This window comes from Citrobacter sp. Cpa228 (genome assembly GCF_030333085.1).
Classification (GTDB): domain Bacteria; phylum Pseudomonadota; class Gammaproteobacteria; order Enterobacterales; family Enterobacteriaceae; genus Citrobacter; species Citrobacter pasteurii.
Window position 1 is genome coordinate 303,486 of sequence record NZ_JAOWGQ010000042.1, and the last position, 18,969, is coordinate 322,454.

An 18,969-nucleotide genomic window follows, 5' to 3' on the forward strand; every position below is an offset into this window, starting at 1 on the left:
CGATGAAAGGCCGTTTACTGGATGCCATCCCACTCAACTCTCTGACCGGCGTTGGCGCAGCGCAAAGCAGTAAACTGGCGAAAATTGGCCTGCACACCGTGCAGGACCTCCTGCTCCACCTCCCTCTGCGTTACGAAGACCGTACCCATCTGTACCCAATTGGCGAACTGCTGCCGGGCGTCTATGCCACCGTTGAAGGCGAAGTGCTGAATTGCAATATCACCTTCGGCGGTCGCCGGATGATGACCTGTCAGATCAGCGATGGCTCCGGCATTCTCACCATGCGCTTTTTCAATTTCAGCGCAGCGATGAAAAACAGTCTCGCCACCGGTCGCCGGGTGCTGGCCTACGGTGAAGCCAAACGCGGGAAATACGGTGCAGAGATGATCCACCCGGAATACCGTGTGCAGGGCGATCTCAGCACGCCGGAATTACAGGAAACGCTTACCCCTGTTTATCCGACTACCGAAGGCGTGAAGCAGGCCACGCTGCGCAAGCTGACCGATCAGGCGCTGGACCTGCTCGATACCTGTGCCATTGCCGAACTGCTGCCGCCAGAGCTGTTGCAGGGCATGATGAGCCTGCCGGAAGCCCTGCGCACGTTGCACCGCCCACCGCCGTCACTGCAGTTGAGCGATCTGGAAACCGGCCAGCATCCGGCGCAGCGACGTCTCATTCTGGAAGAACTGCTGGCGCATAACCTCAGCATGCTGGCGTTACGCGCCGGAGCCCAGCGTTTTCATGCCCAGCCGCTGAGCGCAAACAATGCGCTGAAAGATAAGCTGCTGGCGGCGCTACCGTTTAAACCGACCGGCGCACAGGCCCGCGTTACCGCTGAGATCGAACATGATATGGCGCTGGATGTCCCGATGATGCGCCTCGTGCAGGGCGATGTCGGCTCCGGTAAAACGCTGGTTGCAGCACTTGCTGCTCTACGGGCAATTGCACATGGCAAGCAAGTTGCGCTGATGGCCCCCACCGAACTACTGGCTGAGCAGCATGCGAATAACTTCCGTAACTGGTTCGCGCCGCTGGGCGTTGAAGTGGGCTGGCTGGCAGGTAAACAGAAAGGCAAAGCGCGCCAGGCGCAGCAGGAAGCTATCGCCAGCGGTCAGGTGCAGATGATTGTCGGCACGCACGCGATTTTCCAGGAACAGGTACAGTTCAACGGCCTGGCGCTGGTTATCATTGATGAACAGCATCGTTTTGGCGTGCATCAGCGCCTGGCGCTGTGGGAGAAAGGCCAACAGCAGGGTTTCCATCCGCACCAGCTCATCATGACTGCCACGCCCATCCCGCGCACGCTGGCGATGACCGCCTATGCCGACCTCGACACATCAGTCATTGACGAACTGCCTCCGGGGCGTACGCCGGTCACTACGGTGGCGATTCCGGATACCCGCCGCAGCGACATCATTGATCGCGTGCGCAACGCCTGTACCCACGAAGCGCGCCAGGCATACTGGGTCTGTACGCTGATTGAAGAGTCTGATCTGTTAGAAGCTCAGGCAGCAGAAGCAACGTGGGAAGAGCTTAAAATTGCGCTGCCAGAACTCAATATTGGCCTGGTACACGGCCGTATGAAGCCCGCCGAGAAGCAGTCAGTAATGGCGGCCTTTAAGCAGGGTGAACTGCATCTGCTGGTTGCCACCACGGTAATTGAAGTGGGTGTGGACGTGCCAAACGCCAGCCTGATGATTATTGAAAACCCGGAGCGTTTGGGTTTAGCACAGTTACACCAGTTGCGCGGCCGCGTCGGTCGTGGCGCGGTAGCCTCCCACTGCGTCCTGTTGTACAAATCACCACTGTCAAAAACAGCGCAAAAACGCCTGCAGGTTCTGCGCGACAGCAACGACGGGTTTGTGATTGCACAAAAAGATTTGGAGATCCGCGGCCCCGGCGAGCTGTTAGGTACTCGCCAGACCGGAACGGCGGAATTCAAAGTAGCGGATCTGTTGCGCGATCAGGCAATTATTCCGGAAGTTCAGCGCATTGCCCGCCATATTCACGAACGTTACCCGCAACAGGCGGTGGCGCTGATTGAGCGCTGGATGCCGGAAACCGAGCGCTATTCCAACGCATAGTGAATTAATCGCGGCGGACATGACTCCGCCGCACAGCCGTTATTGCGCGAAAATCGGCAACAGCAGATACAGCTTAATCACCAGCGCGTTGACGATATCGATAAAGAACGCCCCCACCATCGGCACCACCAGAAACGCCATATGGGATGGCCCAAAGCGTTCGGTAATCGCCTGCATGTTGGCAATCGCCGTCGGCGTCGCGCCGAGGCCAAACCCGCAATGCCCGGCTGCCAGTACGGCGGCATCGTAGTTCTTACCCATCATGCGCCAGGTGACGAATATCGCGTACAGCGCCATGAAAATAGTCTGCACAACCAGAATTGCCAGCATCGGCAGAGCCAGAGAAGCCAGCTCCCACAACTTCAGGCTCATCAGCGCCATCGCCAGGAACAACGACAAACTCACGTTACCCAGCACCGAAACCGCACGCTCGAACACCCGGTAAAAGCCCAGTAATGCCAGACCGTTACTGAGGATCACCCCAACAAACAGCACGCAGACAAAGGTCGGCAGTTCCAGCACCGTTCCGACCAGCATTTGCGCAACGATTTTCCCCACCGTCAGGCAGATAGCGATCAGCGCAATAGTTTCAATCAGCACCAGCGACGTGATCATGCGCCCGACGTCCGGCTTTTCAAACGCGGTCGGCACGGCCTGATCGTCCGGCATACCGTCCGGCGTGGTGGAGTGTTTAACCAGATAGCGCGCTACCGGGCCGCCAATTAGTCCGCCCAGCACCAAACCAAACGTTGCGCAAGCCATCGCCACTTCAGTCGCATTGGTGAAGCCATAACGTTCAATAAACAGCTTGCTCCACGCGGCCCCGGTTCCGTGTCCGCCAGAGAGGGTTATTGAACCGGCGATCAGACCCATCAGCGGATCCAGGCCCAGCAAGGTTGCCATACCGATCCCGATGGCGTTTTGCATCAGCAGCAGGCCAACAACCACAATCAGAAAAATACCCACCACGCGGCCACCGGCGCGCAGGCTGGCGATATTGGCGTTCAGGCCGATGGTGGCGAAGAATGCCAGCATCAACGGATCGCGCAGGGTCATGTCGAAGTTCACTTCCCAGCCCATGCTTTTTTTCAGCACCAGCAGCGCAATCGCCACCAGCAATCCGCCAGCGACAGGTTCAGGAATCGTGTATTTTTTCAGGAAGGAAACAGACTGGATGAGCTTACGTCCCAGCAGCAACACAAGGGTTGCCGCAACCAGTGTTGATAACGTATCGAGATAAAACATTTACAGCTCCATTAGTGCGTTTAGCACAATCACGCACGATGCTTTCCAGACCGATTTTTAGCTCTTATTGAGTTTTCGGGGTGGATTTTAAGCAGAAAATGATGAAAGGTTATATAAAAATGTTTGTTTATCCGTTTTAAATATTAAGAATACCTACTGGCAAACGTTTGCTTTTCTGCCCTGGTCAGATAAAATCACCGCTTTTCCACCATGGGATTGCCTCTGATGTCCGTTAACGCCGTAGAGTCAACAAATGCGCAACCGGTTGCGCAGACTCACAACAGTGAACTGATTTACCGTCTTGAAGATCGCCCCCCGCTAGCCCAGACCCTGTTTGCCGCCTGTCAACACCTGCTGGCCATGTTCGTCGCGGTAATCACCCCTGCTCTGTTAATTTGCCAGGCGCTCGGCTTACCGGCTCAGGATACTCAACACATTATCAGTATGTCGCTGTTCGCTTCCGGCGTGGCTTCTATCATTCAGATCAAAGCCTGGGGGCCGGTCGGCTCAGGGCTGTTATCCATTCAGGGCACCAGCTTTAACTTTGTTGCGCCACTGATTATGGGTGGTACGGCGCTAAAAACCGGTGGCGCAGATGTTCCAACCATGATGGCGGCGCTGTTCGGTACGCTGATGCTGGCCAGCTGCACTGAGATGGTTATCTCACGCGTACTGCATCTGGCGCGGCGGATCATTACCCCATTGGTCTCAGGCGTGGTGGTGATGATTATCGGCCTGTCGCTGATTCAGGTGGGTTTGACATCGATTGGCGGCGGCTATGCCGCAATGAGCGACAACACCTTTGGCGCACCGAAGAATTTAATGCTGGCAGGCGTCGTACTGGCGCTGATTATCCTGCTTAACCGCCAGCGCAACCCGTACCTGCGCGTTGCGTCACTGGTGATTGCAATGGCGGCGGGTTACCTGCTGGCCTGGTTTATGGATATGCTGCCGCAAAATACCGCGCCGGTAAGTCAGGACCTGCTGATGGTGCCAACGCCGCTGTATTATGGCCTGGGTATTGACTGGAGCTTACTGTTACCGCTGATGCTGGTCTTTATGATCACCTCGCTGGAAACCATCGGTGATATTACCGCTACTTCCGATGTCTCCGAGCAACCCGTCTCTGGCCCGCTGTATATGAAACGTCTGAAAGGCGGCGTGCTGGCGAACGGTCTGAACTCATTTGTTTCTGCCGTGTTCAATACCTTCCCTAACTCCTGTTTTGGTCAGAACAACGGGGTTATTCAGTTAACCGGCGTTGCCAGCCGCTATGTTGGTTTTGTGGTGGCGCTGATGCTGATTGCGCTGGGTCTGTTCCCGGCGGTCAGCGGTTTCGTACAGCATATTCCTGAGCCGGTACTGGGCGGGGCAACGCTGGTAATGTTCGGTACTATCGCCGCATCCGGTGTGCGTATTGTGTCCCGTGAGCCGCTGAACCGTCGCGCGATTCTGATTATCGCGCTGTCGCTGGCTGTTGGTCTCGGCGTCTCCCAGCAGCCGTTGATCCTGCAGTTCGCCCCGGACTGGGTGAAAAACCTGCTCTCTTCCGGCATTGCTGCTGGCGGTATTACCGCTATTGTTCTGAACCTGATTTTCCCGCCAGAGAAAGCGTAAGCGAAATGCGGCGTTGATTCTGAATCAACGCCGCTGTAACGCTCTTTCACCATTCCCGCCTTGAGCATTGCGCGTAAATCGTGCATAACTTGACTATGTGCACTTCGCGGGATGGAAGACCATGAAATTTATTGGAAAGCTGCTTCTTTACGTGCTGATCGCCTGTGCAGTGGCGATCCTCGGCCTTTATTTTCTACTGCAAACCCGCTGGGGCGCAGAGCACGTCAGCGCCTGGGTTTCACAGAACAGCAGCTACCATCTGGCCTTTGATGCCATCGATCACCGGTTTTCTTCCCCTTCCCATATTCTGCTGGAAAACGTCACCTTTGGCCGGGATGGTCAGCCCGCGACGCTGGTCGCTAAAACGGTCGATATTGGACTCAGCAGCCGCCAAATCACCGACCCGCTGCATGTTGACACCATTTTGTTGCAAAACGGTACGCTGAATTTGTCGCAGCAAACCGCGCCGTTGCCTTTCCAGGCCGATCGCCTGCAGTTGCAGGATATGGCGCTTAACAGCCCCGGCAGCGAATGGGCCCTGAGCGCGCAGCGCGTTAACGGCGGCGTCATGCCCTGGAGCCCTGAGGCGGGCAAAATTCTCGGCAGCAAAGCGCAAATTCAGCTCAGCGCCAGTTCGTTGACGCTGAACGATGTCCCGACCACCAACGTATTGATTGAAGGCAGCATCGACCATGACCGGGTGACGCTAAGCAATATTGGCGCGGACGTGGCGCGTGGGGCATTAACCGGTGTAGCGCAGCGCAATGCCGACGGTAGCTGGGTGGTGGAGAATCTGCGCCTGAACGATATTCGGCTGCAAAGCGACAAATCGTTGGCCGATTTTTTTGCCCCGTTAAGTACCATTCCTTCCCTGCAAATTGGTCGTCTGGAAGTGACGGATGCCCGTCTGCAAGGCCCTGACTGGGCGGTTACGGATCTCGATCTGAGCTTGCGCAACATGACCTTCAGCAAGGATGACTGGCAAACTCAGGAAGGAAAATTGTCGATGAACGCCAGCGAGTTTATCTACGGCTCGCTGCACTTCTTCGATCCGATTCTGAACGCTGAATTCTCACCGCAGGGCATTGCGCTACGCCAGTTCACCACTCGCTGGGAAGGCGGTATGGTCAGAACGTCGGGTAACTGGCTGCGCAACAACAAAGCGCTGGTCCTCGATGATGCCGCCATCGCCGGCCTGGAATATACGCTGCCAGAAAACTGGAAACAGCTGTGGATGAAACCCCTGCCCACCTGGCTAAACAGCCTGACGCTGAAGAAATTCAGCGCCAGCCGCAATCTGGTAATTGATATCGATCCGGACTTCCCATGGCAGCTCACCGCGCTGGACGGCTACGGTGCCAACCTCGGGTTGGTGCAAAACAATCAGTGGGGGATCTGGAGCGGTAGCGCCACCCTCAACGCCGCTGCCGCCACGTTCAACCGCACCGACGTGCGTCGCCCTTCGTTGGCGCTGACGGCGAACAACAGCACCATCAATATCAGCGAACTGAGTGCCTATACGGAAAAAGGACTGCTGGAGGCCACCGCCAGCATTTCGCAGTTGCCTCAGCGCCAGGCTCAGATCAGCCTGAACGGGCGCGGCGTGCCAATGACGATTCTGCAACAATGGGGATGGCCCGCACTGCCGCTTTCCGGCGACGGTAATATTCAGCTTACCGCCAGCGGCAATATTCAGGCCGATGCGCCGCTCAAGCCAACGGTCAGAGGCCAACTGCATGCGGTGAACGCGGAGAAACAGCAGGTCACGCAGACCATGCAGGCGGGCGTGGTTTCGGGGAGTGAAGTCACAACACCACCACCTGCGCAATGATTTATTGCCCGGTGGCGCTTCGCTTACCGGGCCTACTCACGCTCATAATGAATATATTCGCTGCACAACAGCCACTTCACCGGCTCGTCCTCTTCTATCGCCGGAAAGCGACCGCCCGGTTCAAGGAAATGGTTGTCATGCAGGTCGTCATTGACCATCGAGATTTCCCAGCCCAGCACGAATGCTTTCTCCGCCCAAAAGCGATGATACAGCCGCGGCGGCAGGCACACCCCCTGCCCCGGTTTCAACACCAGCGTCTCACCGGGTTTCACGCTATGCCGCTGACCATCGACGCTAACTTCAACAATACGCCGTGCGTCATACCCGTCATCAGGCGTGGCCCATGCCAACTGCATACATAAGTCACCGCCGCCGCGATTCACGATATCTTCCATTTTATGGCGATGAAAATGCCATGGCGTTTGCTGATCCTGCTGAATTTGCAGCATCTTTTCGGCATACGGTTTGGGATAACCCGCTGACCCTGGCTGACCATTGCGCAACGTCAGTAACGTCAGTCCCGTTTGCGCAAAATCTCCACGCCCAAAGTCGGTAATGTCCCAGCCCAGCCGGAGATCGAACACTTCACCCCACAGAGTTTGATCCTGTTGCCGCCAGACGTCAGCCGTAAAATACGCAAAATCAGGCAGACAGACCCGAAAAGTCTCGGCTATGGCATGCGCTTTATCGACGGCATAATTAATGTGTGAACGCTTCATTCCACTTTTCCTTGTTGCGAAAAAGGCGGGTCACCCCGCCTGCATGCCGTTAGTAAAGTGATGCTTTGCCGGTTGAACCGAACAATTTCATTTTGTGGCGGATCACGTCACGCGCGGCGCTAATCGCTTCCGGGTAAATCACGTTCGGATCCCACCAGGTTTCTTTCGCCAGGATTTCGCGGACTTTCTGGAAATAGGCGTATTTCATATCGCTGGAAATATTGATTTTACCCACGCCCAGCGTAACGGATTCGGCAATTTCCGCATCCGGGTTCGCGGACCCACCATGCAGCACCAGCGGAATGTCCACACGTCCGGCGATATCGCGCAGGATGTTCATTTGCAGCTCTGGCTGCATCCCTTTCGGGTAGATCCCGTGCGCGGTTCCAATCGCCACCGCCAGCGTGTCTGCGCCGGTACGGGCGATAAAATCCTGTGCCTGAGCTGGATCGGTATAGGTAACCTTCGATACGCCGCCTTCCACTGACGTTCCGGTCTGGCCAATTGTACCCAGCTCACCTTCAACCGAGACGCCTACCGCATGCGCCAGTTTGACCACTTCGCGGGTTAGCGCCACGTTTTCTTCATACGGCAGTAGCGATCCATCAATCATCACCGAGGTAAACCCACACTGAATCGCCCTCAGGACATGCTCAACCGAAGCGCCGTGGTCCAGATGCAGAGTAAAGGGAACCGGGCTGCGCAGAGTGATATCGCGGACGTAGCTAAAAAACGCATCGCCGACAAAATCATGTTCGCTGGGGTGAATCGAGATAATCGCCGGGGTGTTAGTCGCTTCCGCTTCTTCCACGACTGCACGTACAAAGCAGCTGTCCGCCACGTTGAATGCGCCGATGGCAAAACCGTGCTGACGGGTAGGTTGCAGTAATTCTTTCATCGAAACTAACATGTTAATTCTCCAGTTTCAGGGTGTAGAAAGCCCTGCCAGTGCGTTATCGCAGAGGCATAGAAGGCGTTACAGAAAACGAATCAGGCTTTGTTGATAGCGCCGCTGGCCTGTAGATACGGAATAATGGCTTCCTCGCAGGCCTGCTCCATCAGGGCCAGGGCATCAACGAGCTCACCGGATGTGTCGTGACACAGGGTGTGCAGCAGCGCGGCCTTTCCGGCTTCAAAGACCGCCGCGCCAACGTTTATCTTGGCGACGCCAAACGCCGGACAGCGCTGTAGCTGATCAAACGGTGTCCCGCTGCCGCCATGCAGCGCCAGAGGTACCGTTGATAACCGGGCAATTTCCTCCAGCCGCTGGAAATCAATCGCTGGCGTGACGCCTGGTGCGTACATGCCGTGCGCCGTACCGACCGATACCGCCAGTAAATCGATCCCGGTTTGTTGGATAAAGGGTTCCACATCAGCGGCTTGAGTCATCAAATCCGCGTTAGCGGCGTGGTCATAGCGCGGAGCATCGGCCAGATGACCCAGCTCGCCTTCCACGCACAGAGAAACGCTGGCTGCGAGGTCGACCACTGCCCGGGTCTGGCGAATATTCTCCTCCAGGGCAAAGGCGGAGGCGTCGATCATTAACCCGCTGAATCCGGCGCGAAAAGCCTGATGAATGCGTACAGGATCCTTTCCATGATCCAACGCCAGCGCGACCGGTACCGAGGCTTCTTCCGCCAACGTTTTGACGATCGCTACTGCTAGCGGCGCAGGAAAATGGTCCAGATGCCCCTGATACAGATTCAGAATGATGGGCGCACGGTGTTTCTCAGCGACCCGAACCGCCGCGCGGGCGCTTTCCAGGTTCATGCAGTTGATAGCCAGCAGCGCGTACTGCTCACGCCAGGCTTTTGTCACCATGCTTTTCATATCGGCAAACATACGGCCTCCGGTTATTCCAGGGTGAAGGTGATGTCTTCGTCTTTCAGCTTTTGATCGCTGAGTTCGTCAAACTCTTCGTCACGCTCGGTCACCGGTTTCTTCCACAGCGACAGCATGACGCCGCAAATCACCGTGCCGATTCCCAGCGCCAGACAAAACAGCAGCGGATGCGTAAAGAGCGGAACCACAAACATGCCACCGTGCGGTACCGGGCTTTCGACGCCCCACACCATAATCAGGCCGCCCGCTACCGCCGAAGCCACCACACAGGACCCCACTACGCGCAGCAGGTCGCGCGCCGCAATCGGAATGACCCCTTCGGTAATCATGCAGATCCCCATCGGAAATGCTGCTTTCAGCGCCTCGCGCTCCGCACGGGTGTACTTGTGACGCGTCAGCAGGAAGGAGAGCGTAATGCCGAACGGCGGGATCATCGAACCAACAAACTTCACCGCTTCCGGGCCATATACGCCGCTGACCAGCATGCCGTCTGCAAACAGCGACATCGTTTTATTCACCGGTCCGCCGAAGTCGAATGTCGCCATTGCGCCAAGGATCGCCCCCATCAGAAAACGTGACCCTCCCTGCATGGACTCCAGCAGGTGAATTAACGCATCCTGCAGCCAGGCAATCGGCTTGCCAATCAGCGTCATCATCAACAGGCCGCCAATAACGGTGCTCAGTACCGGCAGCACCATGATGGGCATCAGACCCTGCATCGACTGCGGCAAACGGATGTAACGCTTGAGCAACAGGACGGTATAACCGACCAGAAACCCGCCCAGCATCCCGCCAATAAAACCGGTATGAATTTCGCCGCAAACAAAGCCGACAATCAGACCCGGCGCGAATCCGGGACGGTCGGCAATGGAGTACGCAATCGCCGCGCTAATCAGCGGCACAATTAACCCCATTCCCCAACCGCCAATCTGGTTGAGCATCCAGGGGATGGTTCCAGTTTTTTCACCCACGTTAGTGCCGCCAAGTATTTGCCCGAGAGCAATACAGATCCCGGCGGCAACAATTAACGGGATCATCCACGAAATCCCCGTTAATAAATGTCTTTTTATTTCCTGAGATAGCGGAATTTTATTTTCACTCATGTGAAATCCCTCCAGAATGAGGATCGCTACTGGTTGGTATTAACTAATGATTTTTCGACCTTTTCAAGAAACTGAATCGGCGATTTTATGACGATTTCGGTTTTCACTCGCACAATACGTTTATTTGAAAATCGCTCCTCCCCTTTTATTTTTACATCGACGGCGAGAATCACGACATCAGCCGCAGAAATATCCTCTGTGAGTAATTCGTTTTCCGTGCCGATGGTCCCCTGGGTTTCAACTTTTATATTATGACCAAGCGCTTTAGCACCTTTAATTAACTTTTCACGGGCAATATAGGTGTGCGCAATACCCGCCGTACAGGCGGCAACACAAACAATATTCATAACATGCTCCACATTTTAATTAGCAGACATTGGATTCAGCATATTGGCTAAAAAGCTCAATAATTTTCTGTGGACTACTTTCGACTAATAGCTGTTCAATAATATCGTCATCTGCCAACGCGCCAGCAACCTGCGAGAGCAAACGAATATGGGTGGTGTTTTGATCTTCAAGGCGTACAGCAAACAGAATAATGCAGCGCACATTACTGCCGTCCAGGGTTTCCCAGGGAATGTCCTGGCGGGTACGACCAATTGCCAGCGTGGTATTGACCACCGCCGAGGATTTGCCGTGCGGAATAGCAATATGGTTTTCGAAACCGGTCGAGCCTTCTGATTCACGCTGCCAGACATCCTGAATAAACGTTTCCCGACAGCTAATTGCCCCATCTTTTTGCAGAATATCCGTCAGTTCCTCAATAGCCTCCGTTTTGTTCGTGGCCTTCATGTCCAAAATAACGCGATTTGTATTGAGTATTTTCGTGATGTCCATCAATCATACCTCATGGAGTTCAGACATTAATTTTCAACGACCAGCGACGTCGCCCGATGTAATTTTTCCGTAATAACCGTTTCTGTTACTCGCTTAATATCCGCATCATTGAAAAAGGCGGTGACATACACAACCGGCATGGCAACAGCGGGTAAATTAATTGTCGATACCACCAGTTCAATATCGTCCGTCAGTACGGAAGGCAAGCTACCAGCCGACACCACGCCAACGATGGTCCAGTCCGGAAAAGTGCGTAGAATGCGGCTTTTGAGTAAGTGGGAAGTACCGATACCGGTTGAGCAGACCAGCAGCACGCGCTTACGCGCGATCTGCCGCTCCATTGCGGCCTGAAAATGTACGGTTAGATACCCCACCTCATCTTCCGACACGGCCCGCTCGCCCCAGCCGCTAAACACCCGATTTACCGCGCACTGGGTCAGACGCCACACGTCCTGCAACTCGCCTTTAATGTCCTCCAGCAGCGGATTACGGATGCGGATTTGGTAGTTCAGGCGGTTAATCAGCGGCTTAATATGGATCAGTAATCCGTCATACAGCGCAGTATCCTGGCTAAGATCGCTGTCGACCATTTCAGCGAAGGTGGCAATCAGCCGCTGGGTAATCAAGCGCGCTTCATCGCTGGAGTGCATATGGCCAATCACGCTCACGTCGTTATGCTCTTCAATTACCACGCCGGAAGAGATAATGTATTGATAAATAAACCAGACTTCGTCTTCCGGCAGCGGGTGGGCAATGCGTTTTTCAATATGTTGAATCATACGACTGGCAATGGAAAAGATGTTCTCATCACAGGTAGTGATGCTCTCTTCTTTTCTCGGTAGCGCGTTGCCCCGCGTGATGCGGTACATCATGATCAGAATATGGGTAAAAATATTGACGTAATAAGGCTCGCCCAACGACCAACACAGATCGTTCTCCATTTCCTGCAATAACGTCTGGACAAATAAAACATCTTCTTCACCAAAGTAATGCACTAAGGCTTTATAACTGCCCGGGTCAAGGCGTGAATAAACCACGTTACCAGGTTCATTATGGTTAATCACGCCGTTAATCAGTGACGCCATCGCCTGGCGTACACCGCTCTCGCTGCCTTCGATATGCGTGCCGCTCTGACTGCGAATCAACGACAGGCCCAGTGGGGTAATCCAGGATTCAATTACTTTCAGATCGTTAACAATCGATGCGCTACTAATGAAATAACGTTCGGATAATTTACTGATCGACGTTTCATGCGGCGTTTCGCTTAATAACTGTGAGGCTATCTTGACTCGCCGTGAATTATTCATCATGCCGTCAGTATCATCACCTTCCGATCCTAATAACTGATCCAGATATAAAAGGTCAGTAATATTATCAGCACTTAATATCACCCCAGCACCAGCACGTTTATCGATGGTTATTTTCCATTCTGATAACCAGGGTTCCAGTAAGCGCAGATCGCGCTGCACAGTTTTCTCTGAAACAGATAAATACTCGGCAATTTTCAGCAGCGTGACATATTCCTTCTTAGACAGAAGAAACTTTAATAATCTGTTTTGTCGCGAGGTAATCATTTGCATTATTTACCCTTATTACATACCAGATTAAATATCTAAAGAAGCGCTTATGCTCCACGTGTAATCCGTGATGATAAATATAAGAGGACTACGATGCGCCAACAATACTAAATCGTGTCCAGCAATCCGGACAGAAATAAGACAAAAAGAGGAAATAGTGAGATATTTACGGCGCAGATCACATTTTTCGCGGGAATCAGAGTGATACCGCTCGCAAATATGCAGAGATAAAAATTTAATTCAGGATGTTTTGGATTTTCAGATCTGGAATGCTGCTCGCAGCGTGGGCCGGATAAAACGCATCCGGCACCACGTCGACACATGCTTACAAGGTAATCGTCAGCTCACTGCCCTGTGGAGTAATAACTACACCCAGCTCGCTGCCCATATGCGACCCGCATTTAATGCCGCCAATTTTCTGAATATTTCGCAGGCACAGCGTCCAGTTACGTGCCTCACCATTCCCTTTCACAGTGATGGTATTACCTACACGCGTCGCCTTCAGCGTGAAGATAACCGAGCCGTCCATCGCAGACACTTCACACACCGCTTCCCGTCCCTCCTGCAAATGGAACAGCTGGAACGCGGTTCCTTCATGCCAGGCGTAGTCCGGCTTCTGGTTATTGCTGCCCAGCGCCAGCAGGGTGTTCTCACGCACGTAGACTGGCAGGCTCAGGAAGTCATGCCGCTGCTTATGCCAGCGGCTGCCAGACACCTCGTCGTTAAGCCACAGATGCGTCCAGCGTCCTTCCGGCAGGTAGAACTGCACATCGCCGGCCTCGCTAAACACCGGTGCGACCATTACGCTATCGCCCAGCATGTACTGGCGGTCGAGGTAATCACACGCCGGATCGTCCGGGAACTCCAGCATCATCGCGCGCATCATCGGTGTGCCTTGCTCATGGGCACGGGCCGCTTCGCGATACAGATACGGCATCATGCGGCATTTCTGCTCGGTGAAGTAGCGCACCACATCGCAGGATTCATTATCGTACGCCCACGGCACACGGTAGGATTTGCTCCCGTGCAGACGACTATGGCTGGAGAGCAGCCCGAACGCACACCAGCGCTTGTAGACGTGCGCCGGGGCGGTATTCTCAAAGCCGCCAATATCGTGACTCCAGAAGCCAAAGCCGGACAGACCAATGGACAACCCGCCGCGCAGGCTTTCCGCCATCGATTCATAGTTGGCATAGCAATCGCCGCCCCAATGCACCGGAAACTTCTGCGCGCCCACTGAAGCTGAACGGGCAAACAGGACAGCGTCTTCTTCACCGACGGTTTCTTTCAGCACGTTCCACACCAGTTTGTTGTAGATGTACGCATAATGGTTGTGCATTTTCTGTGGATCGGAACCGTCAAACCACTGCACATCCGTGGGAATGCGTTCGCCAAAGTCGGTTTTGAAGCAATCAACGCCGATATCCACCAGACCTTTCAGCTTGTTGGCATACCACTCACAGGCTTGCGGATTAGTGAAGTCATAAATCGCCAGGCCCGGCTGCCATTTATCCCATTGCCACAGGGAACCATCCGGTCGCTTGAGCAGATAGCCCTTCTCTTTCAGCTCGTTGAAAATCGGTGATTTTTGCCCGATGTACGGGTTGATCCACACGCACACCTTCAGCCCTTTCTCTTTCAGGCGGCGGATCATGCCTTCCGGGTCCGGGAAGGTCAGCGGGTCCCACTCAAAGTCGCACCACTGGAAGGCTTTCATCCAGAAGCAGTCGAAGTGAAAAACGTGCAGCGGCAGATTGCGCTCGGCCATGCCGTCGATAAAGCTGTTAACCGTCGCTTCATCGTAATTGGTGGTGAATGACGTGGTCAGCCACAGGCCGAACGACCAGGCGGGCGGCAGCGCGGGACGGCCAGTGAATTGGGTATAACGGTTCAACACGTCCTTCGGCGTTGGGCCGTCAATAACGAAGTATTCCAGATACTCGCTTTCCACGCTGAACTGCACTTTCGACACTTTCTCAGAGCCGATTTCAAACGACACGCACTGCGGATGATTCACCAGCACGCCGTAGCCGCGGTTGGTGAGATAAAACGGGATGTTCTTGTAAGATTGCTCGGTACTGGTGCCGCCGTCACGGTTCCAGGTTTCTACCGTTTGCCCGTTACGCACCAGCGCGGTAAAGCGTTCGCCCAGGCCGTATACCGTTTCGCCGACACCCAGATCCAGGCGCTCAAACATATAGTTACGCCCGCTGTGGGTCTCCTGCACGTAGCCGTTGTTTTTCAGCTGACTGCCGGTAATACGCTCGCCATTACGCAGGAAATCCAGCGACCAGAACTCACCTTTGGTAACGCGCACGCTGAGATTGCCGCTCTTCAGTTCGGCAATCTCAGCGGTGTTGCGCATCTCGACCTTCACATCCTGCAGCACATTTAGCGGGTAATGCGGACCGGTATCCAGCGCACCCTGGAAATGCTCCATACGCACGCCCACCACGCCTTCCTGCGGCGAGAAGAAGCGCAGGGTAAACAATGGGGTATCCAGTTGCCAGGTACGTTCACGCACGTCTCGCGGCGCAACGTAGACAATCATCTCATTGCCCTGCTGTTCAACCTCGAACACCTGAATCGGGTTAATCACGTTCAGACCGGGCTGAATCAGCCAGTTTCCATCGCTTATTTTCATCATCGGTTCCTTAGTTCTGTAATTCTTTCGTCGTAAAATCTTGCTGATTGCGACGCGCGCCCTGCGCCAGTTGGCTCATGATTTCAGTCAGATACGGCGTTTTCAGGGTATAGAAGCGTTTGGCAATCACGGCGCTCAGCAGGTAGCAAATAGCCGGGACAATGGTGAACAGCCCGATGATGATGCTAATGGTGGCGCCGTTCTGGGTTTTCGCTGCGGCGTCGTAGCCCCCACCTGCCAGCATCCAGCCAATCAGCGCCCCACCGAGCGCCAGGCCCAGCTTGAGCACGAACAACGTGCCGGCAAAGCTGATCCCCGTCAGACGTTTTCCGTTGCACCACTCGCCGTAATCCACGGTGTCGGACATCATTACCCACTGAATTGGCGTCACGAGCTGATGCAGTACGCCAATCACGAAGATGAAGACGAACATAGTGATGTTGGCGTGCATCGGTACGAAGAACATCGCCAGACTGACGACCGCCAGCGCGGCGTTGGTCCACCAGAAGACGCTGACTTTGCATTTCCAGTCGGTGAGAGGCTTCGCCAGTGCAGAGCCGATCAGGTTGCCGACACAATAGGTGGTAAGGAAGGCAACAAATACTTCTGGCGTACCCAGGATCCAGGTGACGTAATACATCATCGCCCCACCGCGAACGCAGACGGCCAGGATATTGAGGATGGTCAACAGGCCGACAATGCGCCATTGATCGTTCTGCCAGATGTCGCGCAGGTCTTCACGCATCGAGGTGGTGCTCGGCGGCGCTTCCACGCGTTCTTTGGTGGTGAAAAAGCAAAACGCCAGCATCAGGAACGCCACCACCGAGAGCACGGCAATCCCGCCCTGAAAGCCGAACGCTTTATCCTCGCCGCCAATCAGATCCACCAGCGGCATCATCAGCACGGTGGAGAGCATGCCGCCCGCCGTCGCCAGCACGAAGCGCCATGATTGCAGGGAGATACGCTGCGCGGGGTCATTGGTGATGACACCGCCCAACGCACAGTAGGGGATGTTCACTACGGTGTAGAGCAGGGTCAGCAGCGTGTAAGTAATTGCAGCATAAATCATTTTGCCGTGCAGGCTGAGATCTGGCGTACTGTAGGCCAGCACGCAAACCAGACCAAACGGCAGTGCGCCAAACAGCACCCACGGGCGGAATTTCCCCCAGCGCGACCGGGTACGGTCGGCCAGCAGCCCCATGCAAGGGTCTGAGATGGCATCCAGCGCACGCGCCAGTAAGAACATGGTGCCGACAAATCCGGCCGGAATACCAAAAATATCGGTATAGAAGAACATCATATATAACATGACGTTATCGAAGATAATGTGGCTCGCCGCATCGCCCATTCCGTAGCCAATCTTCTCTTTAACAGACAGAATCTCACTTTTCATTACGCATCCTTGTTAGCACTTTCACACGCCCTGATACCGGTTACAGTTCTTGTAAACCATCCCTGTGAGCGCGGGTATTCCGATATCTCGTTATCAAATTACGATTCTTGTTTTCTGTGATCAGAGTTGCGTCGAAAAATGTGATGAAATGTAACTACCGGATTTATTGAGGATTTATATGAAACCGATCATGGCAAGACAAAAGGGAAGTTAAAAAAGTGAGTGAGGGGGTGTGGAAACCCCAGGAAGTAGCTATAATGCGCCCCGCCTCCATGTAGCAATCGAGGCGCGGAAGATCGTCATCTCCGGTGAGGTGGCTGGACTTCAAATCCAGTTGGGGACGCCAGCGTTCCCGGGCAGGTTCGACTCCTGTGATCTTCCGCCAGTTTGCCTCTCCTAAACTCCACTCTCATCAATTAATCCCTTATACTACCTGTTATTGCAATCGATCATGCCCTACCGAGGTCAACCCATGTCTACCAGAATCAAGTACATTCTGGGGGCACAATGGGGGGCATAAAAGATGCCCCCTTTCCGAGGTGCCCCCAATGAAGCTAACAGCCCGACAAGTCGATACAGCCAAACCCAAAGACAAGCCGTACAAGTTATCTGATGGTGGTGGCCTCTATCTTGAGGTAACAACCAACGGTTCACGTTACTGGCGTTTGAAGTATCGTTATGCAGGCAAAGAAAAGCGGTTAGCCTTCGGCGTTTATCCAGAGGTTTCGCTCGCCGAAGCACGTGAAAAACGTGATGCTGCTAAGAAAGTATTATCAACTGGAAGTGACCCTGGTGAAGTCAAAAAAGCGGAGAAAATCGCTCAGAGACTAAACTTTGGAAATACTTTCGAAGCGATTGCCCGTGAATGGCATCAGCACAAAGCAGACCGTTGGTCATTACGGTATCGTGACGAAATCATTGATACCTTTGAAAAAGATATATTCCCTTATATTGGCAAGCGGCCAATTATCGAAATCAAGCCAATGGACTTGCTTGAAGTCCTTCGCCGAATGGAAAAACGAGGCGCACTAGAAAAGATGCGTAAAGTCCGTCAGCGCTGCGGGGAGGTTTTTCGTTATGCCATAGTTACGGGGCGGGCTGAATATAACCCAGCCCCCGATCTTGCCAGCGCTTTAGCGACGCCGAAAAAGGAGCATTTCCCCTTCCTTACTGCTAATGAACTTCCTCATTTTCTCAACGACCTAGCGGGTTATACAGGCAGTATCATCACTAAAAACGCAACTCAGATTATTATGTTAACAGGGGTGCGTACACAGGAACTCCGCTTTGCCCGTTGGGAAAATATCGATTTTGAAAAACGGCTCTGGGAAATTCCTGCGGAGGTAATGAAGATGAAACGCCCTCACATTGTGCCACTCTCTGAACAAGTCATTACATTGTTTAAGCAGCTTGAACCGATCTCCAGACATCATCCACTCGTGTTTATTGGCAGGAACGATCCGCGTAAACCTATCAGTAAGGAGAGTGTTAATCAGGTTATTGAGTTACTGGGATATAAGGGCAGGCTCACAGGGCACGGTTTCCGCCACACGATGAGTACCATTCTGCACGAACAAGGCTTTAACTCAGCATGGATCGAAACACAACTTGCCCATGTAGACAAGAACGCGATTCGCGGTACGTATAACCATGCACAGTATCTGGAAGGCAGGAAAGAAATGATGCAGTGGTATGCGACTTATATTGAGTCCTTGGCAGAAAGAACCGTTATACAGGGAACATTCGGTAAGTCTGCGTAGCTACTGCTAATTTATCTCATATAAACAGACTTAAACCGGTGAGCCACCTTGATTTAACTTAAGTTAATACGTAACAACGTTCCATCCATTGCTTTGCAACAGGCCGGGTCAATCCCGGCCTGTTGCTATAACTTACTGTTCTACCTGCCCATTAAATATTTCCCTTCCCATTATGATCTGTAAAAACGATCAGTTACCAAATTTTGATAGTCAAAACAAATCAATTATTAATTATTGATCGTTTTTTATGATTGATTATAACGATCGATAACTAGTAATTGATCTGAATTACCGATTTTACAGTTATACCTGTTCTT

The 18,969-nt window shown here is 53.6% G+C and carries 14 protein-coding genes and 1 tRNA gene; 5 read left to right on the top strand and 10 right to left on the bottom strand.

The genetic code is table 11. The features are described from left to right. The first annotated feature begins 2 nt into the window (after positions 1-2). Positions 3-2,084 carry an ATP-dependent DNA helicase RecG gene (recG, locus tag OGX91_RS09065; protein ID WP_040231563.1) on the top strand — a complete coding sequence of 694 codons (2,082 nt, stop codon included), beginning with the start codon at positions 3-5 and terminating at the stop codon, positions 2,082-2,084. Positions 2,085-2,123: 39 nt separating this feature from the next. Here recG and gltS read toward each other — a convergent pair whose 3' ends face one another. After that, positions 2,124-3,329: a sodium/glutamate symporter gene (gene gltS / locus OGX91_RS09070; protein WP_005122595.1), complete on the bottom strand. Its 1,206-nt coding sequence runs from the start codon at positions 3,327-3,329 to the stop codon at positions 2,124-2,126. A gap of 225 nt (positions 3,330-3,554) precedes the next feature. Here gltS and xanP point away from each other — a divergent pair, with 225 nt between their 5' ends. Both xanP and OGX91_RS09080 read left to right on the top strand, forming a co-directional pair. Next, a complete protein-coding gene (gene xanP / locus OGX91_RS09075) occupies positions 3,555-4,946 on the top strand; it encodes a xanthine/proton symporter XanP (protein WP_005122594.1) in 1,392 nt (463 codons plus the stop codon). 121 nt (positions 4,947-5,067) lie between these two features. Next, positions 5,068-6,777 (top strand): AsmA family protein, encoded by a 1,710-nt coding sequence (locus tag OGX91_RS09080; protein WP_286626016.1) that lies wholly within the window; start codon positions 5,068-5,070, stop codon positions 6,775-6,777. Positions 6,778-6,809: 32 nt separating this feature from the next. Here OGX91_RS09080 and OGX91_RS09085 read toward each other — a convergent pair whose 3' ends face one another. The 9 genes from OGX91_RS09085 to OGX91_RS09125 all read right to left on the bottom strand — a co-directional run bounded on the left by OGX91_RS09085 (position 6,810) and on the right by OGX91_RS09125 (position 16,892). Then, the gene (locus OGX91_RS09085) at positions 6,810-7,496 is read right to left on the bottom strand and encodes a D-lyxose/D-mannose family sugar isomerase (protein ID WP_286626018.1); all 687 of its coding nucleotides are present in this window, start codon (positions 7,494-7,496) and stop codon (positions 6,810-6,812) included. Positions 7,497-7,545: 49 nt separating this feature from the next. Next, positions 7,546-8,406: a ketose-bisphosphate aldolase gene (locus OGX91_RS09090; protein WP_040231557.1), complete on the bottom strand. Its 861-nt coding sequence runs from the start codon at positions 8,404-8,406 to the stop codon at positions 7,546-7,548. Positions 8,407-8,486: 80 nt separating this feature from the next. Further along, positions 8,487-9,338, bottom strand: coding sequence for a class II fructose-bisphosphate aldolase (locus tag OGX91_RS09095; RefSeq protein WP_199947357.1), 852 nt, complete (start codon positions 9,336-9,338; stop codon positions 8,487-8,489). Between the two features lie 11 nt (positions 9,339-9,349). Then, entirely contained in the window at positions 9,350-10,441 is a 1,092-nt protein-coding gene (locus OGX91_RS09100; protein ID WP_005122586.1) for a PTS fructose transporter subunit IIC, read from the bottom strand. Positions 10,442-10,467: 26 nt separating this feature from the next. Beyond that, positions 10,468-10,788: a PTS fructose transporter subunit IIB gene (locus tag OGX91_RS09105; RefSeq protein WP_137382126.1), complete on the bottom strand. Its 321-nt coding sequence runs from the start codon at positions 10,786-10,788 to the stop codon at positions 10,468-10,470. A 19-nt stretch (positions 10,789-10,807) separates the two neighbouring features. Continuing rightward, a complete protein-coding gene (locus tag OGX91_RS09110; RefSeq protein ID WP_003024008.1) occupies positions 10,808-11,278 on the bottom strand; it encodes a PTS sugar transporter subunit IIA in 471 nt (156 codons plus the stop codon). A 26-nt stretch (positions 11,279-11,304) separates the two neighbouring features. Beyond that, positions 11,305-12,858, bottom strand: a complete 1,554-nt coding sequence (locus OGX91_RS09115) for a BglG family transcription antiterminator (RefSeq protein WP_199947356.1) — start codon at positions 12,856-12,858, stop codon at positions 11,305-11,307. 322 nt (positions 12,859-13,180) lie between these two features. Further along, positions 13,181-15,499, bottom strand: a complete 2,319-nt coding sequence (gene yicI / locus OGX91_RS09120) for an alpha-xylosidase (protein ID WP_199947426.1) — start codon at positions 15,497-15,499, stop codon at positions 13,181-13,183. A gap of 10 nt (positions 15,500-15,509) precedes the next feature. Next, the gene (locus OGX91_RS09125) at positions 15,510-16,892 is read right to left on the bottom strand and encodes a glycoside-pentoside-hexuronide family transporter (protein ID WP_040231552.1); all 1,383 of its coding nucleotides are present in this window, start codon (positions 16,890-16,892) and stop codon (positions 15,510-15,512) included. Between the two features lie 290 nt (positions 16,893-17,182). On the opposite strand from OGX91_RS09125, the gene OGX91_RS09130 reads away from it, so the two are divergent. Further along, positions 17,183-17,277: transfer RNA gene (locus OGX91_RS09130), tRNA-Sec, on the top strand. 163 nt (positions 17,278-17,440) lie between these two features. Next, positions 17,441-18,652, top strand: coding sequence for a tyrosine-type recombinase/integrase (locus OGX91_RS09135; RefSeq protein ID WP_075847997.1), 1,212 nt, complete (start codon positions 17,441-17,443; stop codon positions 18,650-18,652). Positions 18,653-18,969 lie beyond the last annotated feature (317 nt).